This is a genomic window from Micromonospora pallida (assembly GCF_900090325.1).
GTDB classification, from domain to species: domain Bacteria; phylum Actinomycetota; class Actinomycetes; order Mycobacteriales; family Micromonosporaceae; genus Micromonospora; species Micromonospora pallida.
On sequence record NZ_FMHW01000002.1, the window covers coordinates 2,349,334 to 2,368,829 of the forward strand.

Genomic DNA, 19,496 nt, shown 5'->3' on the forward strand with positions numbered 1-19,496 from the left:
CCCGCTTCGCTGCTGGCATGAGACGTTTCCTCGCGGTCGTCGCCGCGACGGTGGTGGCCGCCACCCTCGCCGTCGCCTCTCCCGCCGCCGCCGAACCCTACTGCGAAGTTCCCGTGCCGCCGCCGGCCTGCAACCCGATCGAGGAACCGCCACCGCCGCCGGAGGGCAGCGACAAGTCCCCCACCGGCCGGGTCGAGTCGTACGGCTACGCCAACGGCCTCTTCAACGTCCGTGGCTGGGCCCGCGACGTCAACGGCGGCCCGGTGACGATCTGGGTCAACGTGGACGGTCCCTTCGTCGGCGCGCACACCGCCGGGCACTGGCACGCCGGCCAGAACGGCTACGTCGGCTTCGACATCACCGTGCCCGCGCCGTCGACGGTCGGCACCCACCAGGTGCTGATCACCCTCGTCAACGTCCCCGACGGCACCCAGCCGGCCGCGCCGTACTCAGCGGCCCTGAGCTACCTGACCTACACGATCGAACCCACCCCGCCGGCCAACCTCAGCCTGACGCCGACCATGGTCAACGGCCAGGACGCGATCACCGTGGGCTTCACCGACCTCTCCCACAACGAGGAGGGCTACCAGATCACCTACGACTGGATGGAACGCAAGTTCAACGACGACGGGCACTGGGTGCTCACCCCGGAGTCCCGCACCGTGCACGTCGGCCCCGGGGCGGGGACCGGCTGGTACACCCACACGGTCACCGGACTCGTGTCGAACACCTTCTACCGGTTCTACATCCGGACGAAGGAGAACGGCCGACTCTCCACCCCGACGACCGGCGGAGTCTCCACTCTCGACTGACGGTGAGTATGGCGGGTCGGCACGGAGGCGCTGCCGCGTCACCGTGCCGACCGTCGGCCGGCCCCCCGACCCGCGGGCAGGACCGACCGTGCCGGTCGTCCACCCGGGTTCGACCGTCACGCCGGCACAATGGCCGGCGTGACCGATCCCGAGGTACGTCCGAACGAGACCACCGTGCCACTGCTGCCCTGCGTCTCTCCCGACGAGACACTCGCCTTCTACCAGGCGCTCGGCTTCCGGGTGACCTACCGACAGACCCGCCCCTACGTCTACCTCGCCTTCGCCTGGAGCGGCTTCGAGCTGCACTTCGGGTCCGCGCCCCCGCACGTGGACCCGAGCCAGGAGAACGCCGGTGGGTGTCTGGTGATGGTGGACGCCGTCGCGCCGTACCACGCGGCGTTCAGCGCGGCGATGCGCGGCGCGTACGGCAAGGTGCTGGCCAGGGGGGTACCCCGGATCACCCGCTACCGGCCCGGGGCGAGCCGGTTCACGCTCGTCGACCCGTCGGGCAACTCGATTATCTTCATCCAGCGCGACGAGGAGGAGACGCTGGAGTACGGCGGGTCGAAGCAGTTGCAGGGCATCCCCCGGGCCCTCGACAACGCCCGCATCTTCCGCGAGTTCAAGAACGACGACCGGGCGGCGGTACGCACGCTCACCTCGGCACTGCGCCGGCACGGCGACACGGCCCCGCCGGTCGAACGTGCCCTGGCCCTGGCGGCGCTGGCCGAGCTGGCAGTCGCCCTCGAGGAGCCTGACCAGGCCGACAAGTGGATCGCCCAGCTCCGGACGGTCGAGCTGACCGACGCCGACCGACAGCGCGTGGAGAACGAGGTCGCCAACGTCGCACGACTACGTGAGTGGCTGACGACGTAGCCGGGCACCCCTGACATCGCGCCCTGCTCGGAGCGCGGACGCGCCGGCCGGACCGGAAGACGGCCCGGCCGGTGCGTCGCCACCAGGTGGACGCCGACACGTCTCAGCCGGTGCGCCACTTCTGGTTGAGGGTGCCGGCGCAGTCCCAGAGCTGCAACCGCGCGCCGTCGTTGCCGTTCCAGTCCTTGATGTCCACGCACCGGTTGGCCTGCGGGTTCACCAGGTCACCGGCGGCGGAGAGGACGAACTGCTGGGCGGGGTTGCCACTACAGTTGGCGATCTGGATGACCGCGCCGTTCTCGCGGGAGCCCCAGGCCACGTCCATGCACTTGTTGTTCTGGGTGCGCAGCGTGCCGCCGGTGAAGTTCCAACTCTGCGCGGACGTGCCGTTGCAGTTCCAGGTCTGCAACGGCACGCCGTCGGAGAAGTTGGAGTTGGGCACGTCGATGCACTTGTTGTTCCAGTTGCTGATGATCCGGGTGCCCGGTCCCCCGCCGCCGGTCGTGACCAGCGACAGCCCGTAGACGCCGAGGATCTCGTTGACCGGCTGGAACCACGTCGTCCCGCCGGTCGAGCAGTTGCCGCTGCCGCCGGAGGTGACGCCCTGCGCCTGGTTGCCGGCGAGCCAGGCGCCCCCGGAGTCGCCGCCCTCGGCGCAGGCGTTGCTGCGGTGGAGACCCGACACCGCGCCCTGCGGATAGTTGACCGTCTCGTTGCGGCCGAGGAGCGTGCCGCAGCGCCAGCCGGTCGTCCGGCCGGAACGGCACACCCCGCTGCCGATCACGGCCTCCACGGAACCGGCGACCGACACGGTGCCACCGGCGTAGTTGTTGACCCACGGTCGGGGCGTCCAACTGCCGTTGGTCCGGACCCAGCCGTAGTCGTTGCCCGGGAACGACGAGCCGGCGAAGGTGCCCTGGGACACGTTGTTGTAGCCGAGGGTGGGGCTTCCGGTGCCCCCGCAGTGGCCGGCGGTCACGAAGCCGCCCGCGACGGCGAAGCCCACCGAACAGAGCGTGTTGCCGTTGATCACGTACTGGTCGCCGCCCCGGATGTCGTACAGCGGGCGGGGTGCCTCCGCTTCGACGACGTAGCGGACGAGGTCGGCGGGGAGCCCGCTGCGCGCCACGAAGTCCCGGGCCGACGCGGTACGGCCGGGGGCGACCGTCACCACGAGGCTGTTGTCGACGACGTCGGCATACCAGCCCCGCACCGCGTCGCCCGGGCGGTGGCGGGCAGCGAGCTTGTCGAGAGTCTGGTGGGCGGCGGTGAGCGCGGCCAGGCTCCGGCCGGCGATTCGTGGCTCGGCCCCCTCGGCCCGGACGGTGGCCACGTCGGACGGGTCGGTGACCGCCACCGTCAGGCGGTTGTCGGCGGTCAGCCAGGAACCCGCGTACCGGGTCCCCAGCTCGGCGCGCAGCCGCTGGTCGATCAGGGCGGCGGCGGCCTCGGCCCGCAACCGGTCGGCGAGCTGCCGGTCGGTCAGGCCGAGGTCCCGGCGCATCGCCTCGGCCATCCCGGCTGGCAGGTCGGCCGTTTCTGTGCGGGCGACTCCGACCCGGTCGGTGGGGCCCGGATCGGGCGGGGGCAGGTTGGCGGGCACGGTCAGCCCGACGGCCGCCACACCGGTGGCGAGCAGCGCGAGGAACGACTTCATGGGTGTCCTTTCGGATCGGGGGTTTCAGGGAGCCGCCCGGCGGCGGGTGCCGCCGGGCGGAGGTAGCGCGGGGCCGTGGGGTCAGCCGGTACGCCACTTCTGGTTGGCGCTGCCGGCGCAGTCCCAGAGCTGCAACCGCGCGCCGTCGCCGCCGTTCCAGTCCTTGATGTCCACGCACCGGTTGGCGGCCAGGTTGACCAGGTCACCGGCGGCGGAGAGGACGAACTGCTGCGCGCCGGTGCCGTTGCAGGTGTAGAGCTGGACGACCGCTCCGTTGCCGGTGGCGCCACCGTCGACGTCCATGCACTTGTTGTTCTGGCTCCGCACCGCCGTGCCGCTGAACGTCCACTTCTGTGCGTTGGTGCCGTTGCAGGTCCACATCTGCAACGGCGCGCGGTCGACGAAGTTCGAGTTGGGCACGTCGATGCACTTGTTGTTCCAGTTGCTCAGGATCGGCACCCCGGTCGGCGGCGGGGTGCCGCCCCCGCCGAACGGGCTCAGGACCACACCGGCGGCACGCGGGTCGCCGTCGTGCACCAGCGACTCGAAGCCGCCGACGTCGTCGAAGGCGAACGCGTACGCCTTGCCGTCAGCCATGTTGGCGTGGATCACCCGGGCGTACTGGTTGGTGGGGTTGCTGCGGTAGAACTCGGCGGGGTTCAGGCTGGGCTGCGTGTCGATGGTGCCGAGGGTGCCCCGGTTGAGGGCCGCGCAGAGCGTCCGGGCGATCGGCCCGACAACCTGGTCATTGGGGGCGTGCAGCTGGCCGTCGCAGCCCCAGACGCTGGCCGAGGAGGGCCGCTGGAAGGAGGCCACCACCTGGCCGGAGCCGTTGGTGAAGGTCATTGTGGTGCCGGCGGTCCGGCCGAAGTAGCGGATGCCCGGCTGGTCGGTGAAGGGCACCACGGTCAACGTCTTCGTGGTGTACGCGTTCCACGCCGAGGCGATGTACGAGTCGAGGTAGGTGGGGCTGAACAGGCCCGCTCCGGCGGCCTTGCCCGGCGCCAGGACCCGCAGCACCGTGCCGTCGCCCCGGGTGTAGACGGAGTTACCCCAGCCGGCCTGCGCGCGGATCCCGTCGATGACGGCGGCGCGGCCGTTCGCGACGACGTCGCCGGTGCGCTTGGTGACGCCGTTGGCACCGGTGACGGTGACCGCGTGCGGCACGGCGAACATGTCCACCTGGGAGCTGTTCAGCCAGAGGCCGGCGTCGTTGTAGGTGAACTCGCTCCAGTCGAACAGGATGTTCCGGTTCGGGTCGCCGGCCGCCCAGGGCGCGGGTTGTACCAGGCCGTCCGGGGTGAGGAAGAACTTCAGCTTCTCTCCGAAGGAGAAGTAGACCCGGCCGGAGAAGCCCCGGGGGAACTGGATGGTGCTGCGGCCCCCGTTGCCGGGGCCGGGGATCGACGCGTCCGGCGCGGGCGACGGCGGGATCTGGCCGCCGGTCCACGGTACGAACGCGCCGCCGGCCGTGACGTAGCCGAGCCGGCCGGTGGAGAGCTGGGTGCCGATGACGTACAGGTGGGTGGCCTCGGCCCGGCCGGTGTTGTTGGTGACCGTGACGGGCAGCAGGGCCGGTCCGACCGCGCGGGCGGGTGCCGCGTCGACGGTCGCCGCCCCGGTGACGAGCAGGGCGGAGACGATGGCAAGCAGATGTCGGCGAACGCTCAATGGAACCACCTCCGGCGTGGGAAATCGGGTGAGAGAGCGCTCTCACAGGCTGCGACTGGAAACAAAGTTTGTCAATACCTGCCCGCTCCGGCCGGCGCGGTGTCGGGCCAGTTTTCGGTGACTCCCGCCGACCCCGGGGGCGTCGAGGGGTCGCCCCCGGCTGCCCGTCCGGATTCCTCCACGCCGTTCCGCGACGCGCCGCCGGCCCGCCGTCCGACACTGGGACGACGGACGAGAGGGTCGGGGAACGGGGGTGCCGTGGAAGGTCTCGTACTGATCGCGGTGCTGGCCGCCACCGTGCTGGTCGGGACCACGCTCGGTGGGCGGTACCGGGTCGCGCCGCCCGTCCTGCTCATCGGCCTGGGCGCGCTGCTGGCGCTCATCCCGCCGCTGTCCCACGTGATACTGGAGCCGGAGGTGGTGCTGCTGCTCTTCCTCCCGGCGATCCTCTACCGGGAGAGCCTCACCATCAGCCTGCGGGAGATCCGGGCCAACCTGCCGGCCATCGCGTTGCTCGCCATCGTGCTGGTGGCGATCACCATGGTCACCGTGTCGTGGGCCGCGCAGGCGCTCGGCGTCGACCCGGCGGCGGCCTGGGTGCTCGGTGCCGTGCTGGCCCCCACCGACGCCGCAGCCGTCGCCGGCCTGGCCAAACGGATGCCCCGGCGGTTCCTGACCGTGCTGCGCGCGGAGAGTCTGATCAACGACGGCACCGCGCTGGTCCTGTTCGCCGTCGCGCTCGGCCTGCTCGAAGGGGGTGGCCCACCGGGGACACCGAAGCTCCTCGGGCAGCTCGTCGGGTCGTTCGTCGGCGGAATCGCGGCCGGTCTGCTGGTCGGTGGCGTGGTGATCCTGATCCGGCGACGCCTCGACGACCCGCTCCGGGAGGGCGCGCTGAGCGTGCTCACCCCGTTCGTCGCGTTCCTGATCGCCGAGCGGGTGCACGCCAGTGGCGTGCTGGCGGTGGTCGTCGCCGGGCTGCTGCTCTCCTACGCCGCGCCCCGGGTCATCCGGGCGCCGTCCCGGGTGATGGCCCTCGCCTTCTGGGACCTCACCACGTTCCTGATCAACGGTGGGCTCTTCGTCCTGCTCGGCATGCAGATTCCCCGCATCGTGCAAAGTGAGACCAGCACGTCGCTGGGGCGGGCGCTGCTCATCGCGCTGGTGGTGGCCGGCACGGTCGCCGCGACCCGGATGGTGTGGGTGCACGTGTCGACGTACCTCCTCCATCTGCTCGACCGCCGGCGGTCGCAGCGTGACCTCCACGTGGGCTGGCGGGTCCGTACGGCCGCCGGTTGGGCCGGCTTCCGGGGCGCGGTGTCGCTGGCCGCGGCGCTCGCGGTACCGCTGATCACCCCCGGCAACAAGCCGGTCCCCCAGCGCAACCTGATCATCTTCTGCACGGCGGTGGTGATCGTGCTGATCATGTTGGTCCAGGGCATCACCTTGCCGTCGGTCGTGCGGTGGGCGGGTCTCGTCGGCGACCAGCCACGTGACGAGGAGACCCGCCAGGCCCGGCTGCACGCCACCCGGGCCGGCCTGGCCGCGCTACCCGAGGTGGCCCGGGACCTCGCCGCGACGGCGGAGATCGTCGAGCGGGTACGCACCGACTACCAGGCCCACCTCGACGACGCCCAGGCGGTGGACGACGACCACACCTCCGCGCGGACCCGGGAGGTCGAGCGTGAGCTACGGCTGAAGGTGCTCGACCGGGAACGTGGCGAGATCACCCGACTGCGCGACGCGAACGAGATCGACGACATCGTGCTGCGGGAACTTCAGGCGGTGCTGGACATCGAGGAGATCCGCCTGCGGGGGCCACAGGCCCCGGACTAGGGCGCCATCGTGCCCGGCTGGCGCCGGCCGGGTTGGGGCGCTCGCGTGGTGGATTGACCCGCAAGGTGCACCCGGCCGCCGCCCGTGGCCGTCGGCCCTTGGCCTTCGTCCTCACCCCGGGTCAGGCCGCCGACAGTCCCCGGTTCGAGGCGGTGTGGGAACGGGTGCGGGTGCGCCGACCGGTGGGGAGGATGTGGGTATGAGTTCATCGCAGCCCGCCGTTGACCCCGGGCCCGAGCCGGACACGACCGCGGGCGGGCCGGTGAATACTGCTGGCGCGCGGTCCAGGCCGCCATCGCCGGACTCCCCCGAGTCTTCCCCGGATCACCGCTACCTGCTTGACAACGCCCGGGTGGAGGCGGGCGAGCGGTTCACCTGGCTGGCCGAGCTGTTCGACGGTGTCACGCGTGGGCACTTCGACCGGATCGGAGTGAGGGCGGGCTGGCGCTGCTGGGAAGTTGGTGCCGGAGGCCCCAGCATTCCCGAGGCACTCGCCACAGCCGTCGGACCAACCGGTCACGTGCTGGCCACGGACATCAATCCGGCCTGGTTGGACCCGCACGGCGGGTACGAGGTGCTCCGGCACGACATCGTCGGGGACCCGCCGCCGCAACCAGGCACGTTTGACCTGGTACACGCGCGGCTCGTGCTCGTTCACGTGCCCGACCGTGCCCGGGCGCTGGCGACGATGGTGGCGGCGCTGCGGCCCGGCGGTTGGCTGTTGGTAGAGGATGCCGACACCGAGCTGCAGCCGCTGGCCTGCCTCGATGAGGTTGGCCCGGCGCAGCGGCGCGCCAACCGGCTACGGCGCGCCGTCCGGGAGTTGATGACCCGCCGCGGCGCCGACCTGCGCTACGGCCGTACGCTGCCGCGGGCGTTGCGTGCGGCGGGCCTGGTCGATGTCACGGCGGCCGGCTGCTTCCCGGTCGGCGGGGTGGCCTGCGACCGGCTGGAGACCGCGACGGTGCGCATGGTCCGCGCCGAGTTGCTCGCCGCAGGGCTGGCCAACGACGTCGAAATCGACGCGCACCTGGCCGCCGTCGATGCCGGCGAACTCGACCTCACCCTCGCGCCGCTGATCTCGGCATGGGGACGCCGCCCGGGCTAGGGCGTGTCCTGAGTCCTCAGTTGTCGCAGTTCGGGGTTGGCCGTCCCCGCGGAGCGGCTGTGGACCATGTTCCGGCGCGAGCGGCGGCAAGGGCGGCTTTGGCGGCGCGGTCGGCGTCGGCCTCCGTCAGCGGGTCACCGGTGTTGAGGAGTGTGTAGTACAGGGGAGCGGAGACAGCGGCGATCACCCGCTGGGCGTCGGTGCCGTCGGGGAGTTCCCCACGTTGGACGGCGTCGGTGACGCAGCCGGCCCACTCCTCGATGCGGGTGGCGTAGAAGCGGTGAAGTGCCTCAGCCGCCTGTTCGTCACAGAGCGAGGCAGCGATCAGGGCCTTGAACAGCCGTCCCTGTCGGGGCTCGGTGAGCGTCTTGACCACCAGGTGGGCGTTGGCGCGCAGGTCCTCCTCGATCGAGCCGGTGTCGGCGCGAGGCACAGACTGGGTGGCCATGTCGTCGAGCAGGTCGGCGGCGAGGGTGCCGGGGGTGCCCCAACGACGGTAGACGGTGGTCTTGCCGACCCCGGCCCGACGGGCGATCTCGGCCAGATCGAGGGCCTCGAAGCCACCCTGGGCCAAGAGGTCGCCAGCCGTCCGCAGGACGGTCTCGCGGACGCGGGCGGTGCGGCCGCCTGGCCGGACGGTGCCGGGAGCGGGCGTGTCAACCACGGATGGGCCTCCTTCGTGCGGCGCTTCACGATGCCACAGACAACACTATCGGGGCCGGAGTTCCATTACGACGCCCCACGGTGCTACGGTTGCCGAACTAACGGAACGCCAGACCCGTTAGAGGTTTCGAAAGGAAACGCGTGTCATGTCCGCAACCAACGCCGCAACGCAGCGAACATCACCTGCCATCGCTCACTCGCCGCAGCCACAGCGGCTGACCGGCCGTCCCAAGCTGCTCCTCGCCGTTCTGCTGGTCGCCCAGTTCATGCTGGCCGTCGACTTCTCGATCCTGAACGTCGCGTTGCCCGCGATCGGCGAGGGCCTCGGCTTCTCCCTGTCCAACCTCCAGTGGATCGCCACCTCGTTCGCACTGTGCGCGGCCGGTTTCACCCTCTTCTTCGGCCGCATCGGCGACCTCGTCGGCCGCAAGCGGATCTTCCTCGGCAGTCTCGGCCTGCTCGGCGTGGCCTCCCTCGTCGGCGGTCTCGCCACCAGCCCCGAGCTCCTGATCGTCGCCCGCGTCGCCCAGGGCCTGGCCACCGCGGCCGCCACTCCCGCCGGGCTCGCCCTGCTGACCACCTCCTTTCCCGAAGGCCCACTGCGGCAGCGGGCCCTCGGCCTCAACGGCGCGTTGATGTCCGCCGGGTTCACCACCGGCGCCATCCTCGGCGGCGTGCTGACCGACCTGCTGTCCTGGCGCTGGGCCTTCTTCATCAACGTGCCCGTCGCCCTTGCCGTACTGCTGGTCGCTCCCTCGGTCATCCGGGAGTCGAGGCCCAGCGACCGTCCCAGGCTCGACCTGCCTGGCGCCCTGGCCGTCACCCTCGGCCTGTTGGGGCTCGTCTACGGCCTGACCCAGGCCGGCGAGCATGGCTGGACCAACCCGCACGCTCTGGCCGGGCTGATCACCGGCGTCCTGCTGCTGGTGGTGTTCTACGTCGTCGAACGGACGGTGGCCCAGCCGCTCGTCCCGCTCAAGGTGCTGGGTCGCCGGAACGTGGCCTGGGGCAACGTACTGGGCCTGCTCGCCTTCGTCACCGAGACCTCGCTGGTCTACCTGCTCACCCTGTACATGCAGAAGACCCTCGGCTTCTCCGCCCTGGCCGCCGGGATCTCCTTCGGCGTCCTGGGCCTCGGCACCGTGGTCGGCGGCCTGCTGGCCCCCAAGGTGATCGCCAAGACCTCCACGCTGACCGCGCTGGTCGCAGGCGGGCTGGTCCAAACCGTCTTCACCGCCGCTCTGCTCTTCCTGGGCACGAGCACTGTCTCCTCGATGGCGTTGCTCCTACCCGCCACCTTCTTCGGCGGCGTCGGCAACATGCTGGTCATCGTCGGTTTCATGGTCACCGCCACCAGCGGACTGCCCGACGGGGAGCAGGGCCTGGCCACCGGACTGACGACCATGGCCCAGCAGGTCGGCATCACCATGGGCACCCCGATCATGTCCGCGATCGTGACCGCGGCCACCACAGGCGCCGCCACGGCGGCAGCAATCCTGGACGGGGTCACCACTGCCATCGCCGTCAACGCCGCGCTGGTCGCACTCGGTGTCCTCATCGCGGCCGTCTTCCTACGCACCAGGCAACAGCACACCTGACCCTCCCGGGCGGATGACGTGGAAGGGCCACCGGAAGGCCGCCCCGGGGCGATGACCCACCCCCGCCCTGGTCAGCTCTGAAGAACGCCGGCCCGCAGTCCGAGCACCGCGTCGCCCTGCTCGGTCCGGTGGTAGAACACCACCCGCCGGTCCCGTCTGCGCGACACGAGCCCGGAACGCAGCAGCACCCCGAGGTGGTACGAGACGGTGGCGGGCGCCAACCTCCATCGCGTGCTCAGCTCGTGGGTCGACCGGGCGACGTCCAGGTCGCGCAGGATCGCCGCGCGGCTGGTTCCGACCAGCTCCGGAAGTCCGCTGTCGGATGCGGGCCGGCTCGGGACGAGACCGTTCGCGGGATAGACCAGCACCGCGTCATTCGGGTCGCAACACTGGGCCGCCAACCGTGGCCAGCCGACCGCTGTGGGACAGAGGACGAGTTCCTGACCGTCGAGATCGAAGGTCTCCTGGTAGGCGCTGGTGCCGATCGACAGGGACGAGCCCGTCCAGCCCACGTCGCGGTGCAGCGTACCGAGCATCCGGCCGATGCCGGCCGTACCGATCACGGTGAACCGGGCGGCGAGGTCGGTTTCGAGGGTCGACCGGACACCGGGCCACGACTCGGCGAAGACGAACCGCCAGAAGCGGAGCAGTCCGTTCGCAGCGCGGCGGGCGAAGGTGCCGTTCTCCATCGCGCTACGCACCTCGACCGGCATCCGGCCTTGGGGAAACCGCCCCGCGCAGAGCTGGTCCGCGACGGCCTCCGGCGGCGTCTCCGTCATCACCCCCAACTGTCGGTCGAGGAGGCTCTCGACCGGGCCCATCCAGGGCTTCGGGGTCAGCAGGTCGAGGGTGTAGCCACCGTTGCCACCCGTTGGCAGGGCCTGCGCGACCAGGGCCACGTCACGGTCCCGCAGGGCCAACCGGGCGGCCGGACCCGGGTCGCCGTGGACGGCGTGGCGGCGTCCGCTGGCCGCGAGCCGCAGCCAGGCGATCGCCTCGAAAGCGGGTGAGACGGAGAGTCGCATCTGCGCCAGGGCCGCCCCGTCGAGACGAACATCGATCACGTGTCAACGGTAGGACAGGAGACACCAGCTACGAAGCCCCGATTCGATAACCGTCGAATGTCTCGTGAACGCGGGCCGCCCCGGGTTTCCTGGTCTCACCCCCCTGCTCAAGGACGGGCACGTACCTCCCGGTGGCGGGCGTGCCTCCGGGTGCGTCGCCCGTCGTCCGTCTGTCCGGAAGGAAACCGATGCGTTCCCGAACAAGCCTGAAACTGTCAGCCCCGGTGGCGGCCCTGACACTCGCCCTGTCGATGGTGGTCGCACCGACGCCTGCGAGCGCCGCCGCGCCCTACCTCGAACTGCCGTTCTCGTGTGGCACCTCGTGGACCGGTGACTCCGGTTCCAGCAACGCCCACCGCAACAACGAGATCGACTTCAATCTGTCGTCCGGCGCCGACGACCGGGGGCAGCCGGTGCTCGCCGCAGCTGCCGGGACGATCAGGTGGGAAGGCGGTGCCAGCTCCGACTACGGCAACTACGTGGAGATCGACCACGGCGATGGCTACTCCACGTTGTACGCCCACCTCCAGGACAAGTTCGCGCACATCGGCGACACGGTCGTCCAGGGCGAGAAGATCGGCACCGTCGGCAACACCGACGGAAACAGCCCCGGTATCAGCCCTCACCTGCACTTCGAGTACCGCAACCGGGGCAGCGGGCAGAGCTACCCGGACTACATCCGCCCGGCCTCGTTCCACGGTGACCCGTTCGACTACGCCACCGGTCGGGAGACCTACGTCAGCCAGAACTGCGGCTCGACTACTCCGACTTCGATGCCGGGGTTGTCGGCGGTGTCCCGGGGTGTCGGTGGGCTCGACGTGTTCGCGGTGACCACCGACGGCCGCCTGAAGCACCGCAACTACTCGTCAGGCGCGTGGAGCTGTTGGTCGACGCTGTACGGGAACGCGACGATCAAGGGCGAGCCGGCCGCCATCGCCAGCTCCGGCCGGATCGACGTGTTCGCTCAGGGCATCGACAACCGGTTGAAGAAGATCACCTGGACCTCCGCACACGGCTGGTACCAGTGGGCCGACATGGGTGACTACACGATCACGTCGGCGCCGGCGGTGACGAGCCGGTCGGCGACGGGGATCGACGTCTTCGTGAAGAACAGCGCGAACAAGATCGTCTACCGACACTTCGACACCGCGTCGAGTGCATGGACGACTAACTGGTCGAACATCGGCGAGAACGCGGCGACGATCTCCGCCACCAGCGGTCCTGCGGCAGTCGCGAACGCTGACGGCACGCGGATGAACGTGTTCGCCCGCGCCACCGACGGAAGTCTGCTCTCCCTCATGTGGACCCGCGACCACGGCTGGTACAACTGGGCCGACCGCGGCGGCAACCTCAACGGCCGCCCATCCGCCAGCACCCGATCCGGCAACAGCGTCGACATCTTCATGCGAGACCAGGACAACAGCCTGATCCACTGGTACTCCCCCGACGGCGCGGACTGGACCACCTACCCCAAATCCGACTTCGGCGGCTGGCTGGCCGTCAGCCCGACCGCAGTGTCCTGGAACAGCGGACGCATCGACGTATTCAGCCGCAACAGCGGCGCCGACCTCATCCAGAAGGCCTGGACCTCCACCAACGACTGGTACGCCTGGGCCGGACACGGACCCGTCGGCGCACCAGCCTGCTGAGACACCTGTGACCCGCACGGCGGCCGGGCCTGCTTCCGGCCGCCGGTGGTCCACCCTTCGCCCCGTCTCCCACCTGGGCTGCGCCCGAAACAAGGAGTAACCCGTGAAACGCGTCATCATGAAGATGGTCTCCGGCCTGGCCGCCGTGACGGTCAGCGCGACCCTGGCGGTCGTGGTCGGCGCCCCCGCGGCGTTCGCCTACGAGCGGCGTGCCTGCGACACCACCGGCGGACCGACCTCAGAGGACCTGGCCATCGGCCAGCAGCTCAACACCCAGCTCACCAAGGACATGCGCGGCCACATGGGGTCGTACGAGACGTCCTGCGCCCGCGTGATCGTCGAGACCGTCAAGGCGAGAGGTCTCTCCTCCCGCGCCGCGGTCATCGCCGTGACCACCGCCATCGTGGAAACCCACCTGCAGAACCTCGACGGTGGTGACCTCGACAGCATCGGCCTGTACCAGCAGCGGTCCGGATGGGGCAGCGAGGCACAGCGCATCGACGCCGTCTGGTCGACGAACCGGTTCCTCAACGAGATGCTCGCGCTGTATCCGAACAACTCGTGGACCAGCGGCGACATCGGCGACATCTGTCAGTCGATCCAGCGGTCCGCGTACCCGGACCGGTATGCCGTCCAGGTCAGCGACGCCCAGATCATCGTCAACACCCTGTGGAACCTGGCCGGCTCGTCGTCGATGCCGGGGTTGTCGGCGGTGTCCCGGGGTGTCGGTGGGCTCGACGTGTTCGCGGTGACCACCGACGGCCGGCTGAAGCACCGCAACTACTCGTCCGGCACCTGGGGCTGCTGGTCGACGCTGTACGGGAACGCGACGATCAAGGGCGAGCCGGCCGCCATCGCCAGCTCCGGCCGCATCGACGTGTTCGCCCAAGGCATCGACAACCGACTCAAGAAGATCACCTGGACCTCCGCACACGGCTGGTACCAGTGGGCCGACATGGGCGACTACACCATCACCTCACCACCCGCCGTCACCAGCCGCTCCACCACCGGAATCGACGTCTTCGTCAAGAACACCGCCAACAAGATCGTCTACCGGCACTTCGACACCGCCCAAAGCGCCTGGACCACCAACTGGTCCAACATCGGCGAAAACGCCGCCACCATCACCGCCACCAGCGCCCCCGCCGCCGTCGCCAACAACGACGGCACCCGTATGAACATCTTCGCCCGCGCCACCGACGGAAGCCTGCTCTCCCTCATGTGGACCCGCGACCACGGCTGGTACAACTGGGCCGACCGCGGCGGCAACCTCAACGGCCGCCCATCCGCCAGCACCCGATCCGGCAACAGCGTCGACATCTTCATGCGAGACCAGGACAACAGCCTGATCCACTGGTACTCCCCCGACGGCGCGGACTGGACCACCTACCCCAAATCCGACTTCGGCGGCTGGCTGGCCGTCAGCCCGACCGCAGTGTCCTGGAACAGCGGACGCATCGACGTGTTCAGCCGCAACAGCGGCGCCGACCTCATCCAGAAGGCCTGGACCTCCACCAACGACTGGTACGCCTGGGCCGGACACGGACCCGTCGGCGCACCAGCCTGCTGAACCGACAGTGACCGGCCCGGCTGCCACGGCAGCCGGGCCGCACCGCGTACGCCGCGTCGCCTCGCGTACGCCGGCCCTGGCTTCGCCTGCGGACCGTGGTCAGGTCGCCTCGGTCAGGAACGGGCTGGGCTGTCCGCTCCAGGACACGTACAGCGCCTCCCTGGCCCGGGTGCTGGCCACGAAGAGCAGACACCGTTCCCGCAGCAGGTCGTTGTCGTGCTGTGCCTGGTCGACCTCGGCCGGGGTGACCTCCTTGGTGAACGGCACCGCCGTCGCGGTCACACCCACCACGGCCACACACCGGAACTCCAGGCCCTTCATCGCGTGCATGGTGGCCAACCGGACCGCGTCGGCGCCCGCGCCGGGCTGGTCCCGCACCCGCACCACCGGTACGCCGGCCGCGACCAGAGCGTCGTACGCGCTGGTCAGGACGGTGTTGAAGCGCGCGCAGACCGCGATCTCGCCCGGCCGTACGCCCTGCGCCCGCCACTCGCGGACCTGCTCGACGAGAGCGGCGACCTCGGCCGGTCCCGTCGGGTGTCCCGCCGCCCGGGGGCGCCGGCCGTGCAGCAGCGACCGATACCCAGCCAGGCTGTCGTCGCCCTCCCCGCCCAGCGCCGCCACCCGCGACCCGACCATCACCCCGGTCGACCAGGTGAGGATCTCCTCGGTGCTGCGGTAGTTCACCCGCAGCCGGTGGCTGCGCCCGGTGACCGAGATCCCGAGGGCGTGCAGCGACACCCGGGAGTCGTAGATCCGTTGGTGCGGGTCGCCGGTGACGAACAGGTCGTCGGGGCCGGGCGGCACCACGGCGCGCAACACCCGCCACTGTGCCGGGTGCAGGTCCTGCGCCTCGTCCACCACGACGTGGTCGTACCCGTGGGCACTGCGGTCCGCGCCGTCGAGCAACTCCGCCGCCCGCGCGCAGACCTGGAGGTGGGTGGTGGTGCCGGCCGCTGCCAGCTCGGCGGTGAACAGCTCCACCGCGTCCCACACCCGGTCGCGCTGCGCCGGGCGCAGCGCCGACCCCCGACCCCGCCGGCTCGCCTCCCGGTACGCGGCGCGGCTGCGCACGTCCTGGGCGAGGATCACGTGCCGGTACTCCTGGGCGAGGAACTGCTCCGGCCAGGGCAGGTCGAGCTTCCGGCAGACCCGCCGCCACACCTGCCGTTCGTCGCCGTCCCCGATCGGGGTCGGCACCCGGCCGGCGAGGGCGCGGACCGTCCGATGGGCGAGCGCGTTGACCGTGGTCACCTCCACCCGGGCCAGCCGCTCCGGGTCATCGAGGAGCAGCGTCAGGTTCTCCCGCAGGGTGCCGGCCAGGGCGTTGGTGTACGTGGTGAGCAGTACCCGGCTGTCCGGTCGCCGGGCAAGCAGGTGCTTGACCCGGTGCAGCGCCACCACCGTCTTGCCGGTGCCGGGACCGCCGGTCACCTGCGCCGGGCCGGAGTAGGAGACCCGGTACGCCACCCGCCGCTGCGACGGGTGCAGGAAGACCCGCCACGCCGCGAACGGCTTGTCGAGGATCTCGGCCAGCTCGTCCGGCCGGGTCACCAGCGTGATCCGGTTGCCGGTGTTGGCGATCGCGATGGCCAGGCTCTCGCTCGGTTCCGCCGGGGCGTCGGCGGGACGGCGTTCGACGACGATGTCCCGGTAGACCTCCTCCGGGGTGAACCCCTCGGCGAGGTACTGCAACACCTCGAACTGGTCCTCCGGCAGCAGCGTGCCGAACGCCTCCAACTGCGGCTTGTCGATGATCGTCCGTACCGCCCGGAGCACCTGGTCGTCGATGCCGAGATCCCGTAGCACGGTGTCGGAATGCCGGGCGAACAGCAGCGTGGGCGCCGCTGCCGCCGCCCTCTCCAGTGCCGGGGTGAGCTGCTCGATGGCGACGACGTTGCGCACCTCCAGCGCCCGGGTGGCGGTGTTGACGGTGTAGAGCCGCTTCGCCGCCCAGGTGTACGCCCCGTCGTGCGGCACCACACTCAGCAGCAGGAACGTGTCGCTGCCGTCGTCGGGGGCGAGGACCACCCCGCGCCAGAAGTCGTTGATCCGGATGGTCCGCATCCGGGGATCCCGGGCGTTGTGCACCGACTCCAGGTGCAGCCCCTTGTCGGCGTGCAGCTCGGCGATGGTGAGCTGCTGGAACTTCTCCATCGCCTTGCGCACGCCGGCCTTGACCGGCTTCTCCAGGACGTCGAAGCTCTGCCAGAAGCTGTTGGCGAAGGCGAGCTGCGGCACGGGGATCTCCAACGTAACGAACGGGCGGCGAGCAGATCAGACAGGAGTTCAGACGTCAAAATTCACGGTCTGCTGGTAGAACCAGCCAAGGTGTTCGATCAGTCGTGCTCGGGCCTCTTCGCTTTCAAGGACACCCAAGGGAAAGCCAGGACGTAGGGCGAGCTTGGCTGCGGCGATCTTCACGCCCGGCAGTTCGTTCAGCCGTCGACGGAACTCCTCGCGGAGTGCGATGTCGTCAAACGGTGGCCGGATACTCAGGTGCTGGAACACAAGCTCGAATTTCCCGCTCGGGTAGATCGCCGCAGGCCAGATGTTACCGAGTTCGTGCTCCTTGCCTCGTGCCATGAGGAAGCACGAGGTCTCGCCACCCGAGCCGTAGAACAGCATCCCACCCAGGTTGGTCCACGCCTCAAGTACGAGCAGCGTGCCCATCGCGACCTTCGGTTCCTGAAGATCCCTCAGCTGTTCGACGAACCGATCATCTAAGGGGTCGTTCCGGCCGGACCGCGGACGTGAAAGGTGCTTGGACGCATCCTGCTGCGGCATACCGGCGAGATGAGCCAACTCCTCGACCCCGATGCGCTGCGCCTGGCTGGCCCGGCCATACTTGTCGAACTCGATGCCCTCCGCGCGCAACAGCTCGAACGGGTCCTCGGTACGTACCGGGTCGGGCCACCGGAAGTTCTGCGACAAGGTGCCTTCGACTTGGAGAACCCGGTGCGCGTTCGGCGCCGGATGGCTGGCCAGTCGGGCACCGACCGATACGGGGTGGCTCCCGATCAACGCGGCCACGTCCCCGTAGGCAGTCCATGAGCCGGCGGGAAGCGCGGCAAGTGCCTTGTGCATGAGGTCCCAGGGCACCTCGGAACGGTTGCCTGCCTCCTCGGTAGGTCCCGGCCAGGTGGCGATGATCCGCTCAGCGAGGGCATCGGCACGGGCATGGATCTCGGGCCGTCCCCAACGCTTCTGTGCAGCGATCTCCTGGTTCAGCGAGATTCCGCTCTTGGCCAGTTGAGTGCGCTTAACAAGGAAGGAGCTGTTGCTCAGCTCCGCGTTGTAGCCGGTGAGGGTCAGATTGCCCAGCGTGTGGACCAGGCTCTCGTGCGCCTCGGCGAAGCTTTCCTCCCCCTGCAGATCCTCGCCCAACGTCTGTCGCCACTCAGCGGTGGGGCTCTGCGGCATGACGTGTTCGATGGTCAGTGCGTCCGGCGCGACCGGTTCCTTGCTGCCGTAGGACTCCTCGAGCCACTGAAGTAAAAGCTTCCGCTGAGTCGCGCGTCCGTTCAGGTAGAAGGGGATGGACCGCACCGCGTCGCGGACACTGGCATCGTTCGCGTAGTACTTTCGTCCGACAGACAGATAAGCCCGCACCGCCTCGTCGACGGGCAGATCCGTCGGCATCTCCTTCACGACACGCAGTAGTGTCCGGCCAACGGTGGCGGTGGCCCGGCCAACCACCAGACGTCGGACGAAGAAGCTCTCCACGTACAGCATGGCTGCCGCGATCTGCGAGGAGGTGGCTGCGCCCTGCGCCCGGCGGTCCAGCAGGTGCAGCAGCAACGGATGCGCCGTCGTCGTGTCCCAGGCGTTGAGCCGGGTCAATCGCCGCCGTACCTCCGGGTCGCCTTCTTCTTCGGGATGCAGAATGATCCGCAGGAGGCCGCCGAGCCGGCAGAACCGGCGTACCTCGGCCTCGATCTCCGCCTCGGTGTGCAGCCCGTTGAGCCGCGCCTGCTGGGCGGTGTAGGTGTCGGTCTGCTTGACCTCCGGATGACGGTGGATCAGGTCGAGCCAGAACAACTGCTCAAGTTCGCCGGAGTTCAACTGCTTTTGCAGCGGGAACCACAGGGAGTCGTAGACCGCCTCACCGCGGTTCTCCAACCGCATGAACAGGTAGTTGCGCAGCAGATCGGCCTGGGTGAGCTTGAGACCGGTGTTGTTCAACGACTCGAAGATCCGGTAGACGTTGTCGCCGGCCTGGGCTACCACAGAGACCAGCGCCATCCCCGAGATGACGGCGTCCTCGATGCGTTCGAGGTCCAGCGGATCGTCCGAATCGGTGGCACCTGCGGCGAGCTGCGCCGTGAAGTACCGGTACGCCGCACCGACCTGGTCACTTCCTCCGGCCTGCGGCGTCGACTCCAGGCACGCCTCGTAGGCGGGTCGGTCAGCCTGGGTAGGGACGAGCTTCAGCCGGTGGGCGGGCTTCCATTTGTTGATCAGATATTCCTGGTCGATACGGTCCCGATGCCCCGGTTCCTCGTGCTGCGCCCGATGGTCGCGGAGGGCGCAGAGCAGGATCGACAGGGTGGTGAGTCGTTGCTGGCCGTCCACCACCAGGAACTGGGAGACGCCCGCCGGTCCGTTCGTAGGATTGGGTGCAAGCACCAGCGAGCCGATGAAGTGCGTGAGGCGAGGGTTCTGCACCCGCTCTTCGGCCAGCTTGCGGATGTCCTCCCACAGACGCTTGTGTTGAGGCTCCGTCCACGAGTACGTCCGCTGATAGAGCGGCACTCGATACTGCTTAGCGCCCTCCAGCAACTCCCGCAGCGTCGTCTCCTGCGCCGTGACCATCCCGCACCCCGTCCTTTGTAGACCCACCCGTGAGCCTGGCAAGACAATCAGATCGACAACACGGACAGCAACCTTGACAGGCCAAACAGACCGGTTGTCGCTCCCGACCAACCGTCGGTTGGTCCACGCTTGACAAAGGGATGCGCTGACCCGGCGAAACCGTGGTGCACCTCGGGT

13 protein-coding genes and 1 pseudogene are annotated in these 19,496 nt (G+C 69.7%); 8 read left to right on the forward strand and 6 right to left on the reverse strand.

The features are described from left to right. Positions 1–17 precede the first annotated feature (17 nt). On the forward strand, positions 18–812 hold the full coding sequence (locus GA0074692_RS10195) for a hypothetical protein (RefSeq protein WP_091642335.1): 795 nt from the start codon (positions 18–20) through the stop codon (positions 810–812). A 138-nt stretch (positions 813–950) separates the two neighbouring features. Further along, positions 951–1,688, forward strand: a complete 738-nt coding sequence (locus GA0074692_RS10200; protein ID WP_218106613.1) for a VOC family protein — start codon at positions 951–953, stop codon at positions 1,686–1,688. Positions 1,689–1,791: 103 nt separating this feature from the next. On the opposite strand, the gene GA0074692_RS10205 is transcribed toward GA0074692_RS10200, so the two are convergent. Both GA0074692_RS10205 and GA0074692_RS10210 read right to left on the reverse strand, forming a co-directional pair. After that, complete coding sequence (locus tag GA0074692_RS10205) at positions 1,792–3,345, reverse strand: ricin-type beta-trefoil lectin domain protein (protein ID WP_176738374.1); 1,554 nt, start codon at positions 3,343–3,345, stop codon at positions 1,792–1,794. Between the two features lie 81 nt (positions 3,346–3,426). After that, positions 3,427–5,016, reverse strand: a complete 1,590-nt coding sequence (locus GA0074692_RS10210; RefSeq protein ID WP_091642343.1) for a glycoside hydrolase family 64 protein — start codon at positions 5,014–5,016, stop codon at positions 3,427–3,429. A gap of 258 nt (positions 5,017–5,274) precedes the next feature. Between GA0074692_RS10210 and GA0074692_RS10215 the strand changes: the two genes are divergently transcribed. From GA0074692_RS10215 to GA0074692_RS10220, 3 genes and pseudogenes are all read left to right on the forward strand, one after another. Further along, a complete protein-coding gene (locus tag GA0074692_RS10215; protein ID WP_176738375.1) occupies positions 5,275–6,852 on the forward strand; it encodes a Na+/H+ antiporter in 1,578 nt (525 codons plus the stop codon). A gap of 2 nt (positions 6,853–6,854) precedes the next feature. Continuing rightward, a pseudogene (locus GA0074692_RS35885) lies at positions 6,855–7,043 on the forward strand (IS5 family transposase); the annotation flags it as partial. 161 nt (positions 7,044–7,204) lie between these two features. After that, the gene (locus tag GA0074692_RS10220; protein ID WP_091642352.1) at positions 7,205–7,960 is read left to right on the forward strand and encodes a methyltransferase domain-containing protein; all 756 of its coding nucleotides are present in this window, start codon (positions 7,205–7,207) and stop codon (positions 7,958–7,960) included. Positions 7,961–7,976: 16 nt separating this feature from the next. On the opposite strand, the gene GA0074692_RS10225 is transcribed toward GA0074692_RS10220, so the two are convergent. Further along, positions 7,977–8,624, reverse strand: a complete 648-nt coding sequence (locus GA0074692_RS10225) for a TetR/AcrR family transcriptional regulator (protein WP_091642356.1) — start codon at positions 8,622–8,624, stop codon at positions 7,977–7,979. Positions 8,625–8,769: 145 nt separating this feature from the next. On the opposite strand from GA0074692_RS10225, the gene GA0074692_RS10230 reads away from it, so the two are divergent. Then, positions 8,770–10,221 carry an MFS transporter gene (locus GA0074692_RS10230; RefSeq protein WP_091642361.1) on the forward strand — a complete coding sequence of 484 codons (1,452 nt, stop codon included), beginning with the start codon at positions 8,770–8,772 and terminating at the stop codon, positions 10,219–10,221. Positions 10,222–10,292: 71 nt separating this feature from the next. On the opposite strand, the gene GA0074692_RS10235 is transcribed toward GA0074692_RS10230, so the two are convergent. Continuing rightward, positions 10,293–11,285 carry a helix-turn-helix domain-containing protein gene (locus tag GA0074692_RS10235; protein WP_091642364.1) on the reverse strand — a complete coding sequence of 331 codons (993 nt, stop codon included), beginning with the start codon at positions 11,283–11,285 and terminating at the stop codon, positions 10,293–10,295. Between the two features lie 224 nt (positions 11,286–11,509). On the opposite strand from GA0074692_RS10235, the gene GA0074692_RS10240 reads away from it, so the two are divergent. After that, positions 11,510–12,934: a DUF8189 domain-containing protein gene (locus GA0074692_RS10240; RefSeq protein ID WP_218106614.1), complete on the forward strand. Its 1,425-nt coding sequence runs from the start codon at positions 11,510–11,512 to the stop codon at positions 12,932–12,934. A gap of 103 nt (positions 12,935–13,037) precedes the next feature. Next, entirely contained in the window at positions 13,038–14,504 is a 1,467-nt protein-coding gene (locus GA0074692_RS10245) for a DUF8189 domain-containing protein (protein ID WP_091642373.1), read from the forward strand. Positions 14,505–14,603: 99 nt separating this feature from the next. On the opposite strand, the gene GA0074692_RS10250 is transcribed toward GA0074692_RS10245, so the two are convergent. After that, a complete protein-coding gene (locus GA0074692_RS10250) occupies positions 14,604–16,745 on the reverse strand; it encodes a UvrD-helicase domain-containing protein (protein ID WP_091642377.1) in 2,142 nt (713 codons plus the stop codon). A gap of 48 nt (positions 16,746–16,793) precedes the next feature. Continuing rightward, positions 16,794–19,319, reverse strand: coding sequence for a GmrSD restriction endonuclease domain-containing protein (locus GA0074692_RS10255; protein ID WP_091642381.1), 2,526 nt, complete (start codon positions 19,317–19,319; stop codon positions 16,794–16,796). Between the last annotated feature and the right edge of the window lie 177 nt (positions 19,320–19,496).

Bases quoted from the DNA above. Each gene is read 5' to 3' on its own strand.
- GA0074692_RS10195 (WP_091642335.1), top strand. From the start codon at position 18: ATGAGACGTTTCCTCGCGGTCGTCGCCGCGACGGTGGTGGCCGCCACC.
- GA0074692_RS10205 (WP_176738374.1), bottom strand. From the start codon at position 3,345: ATGAAGTCGTTCCTCGCGCTGCTCGCCACCGGTGTGGCGGCCGTCGGG.
- GA0074692_RS10230 (WP_091642361.1), top strand. From the start codon at position 8,770: ATGTCCGCAACCAACGCCGCAACGCAGCGAACATCACCTGCCATCGCT.
- GA0074692_RS10255 (WP_091642381.1), bottom strand. From the start codon at position 19,319: ATGGTCACGGCGCAGGAGACGACGCTGCGGGAGTTGCTGGAGGGCGCT.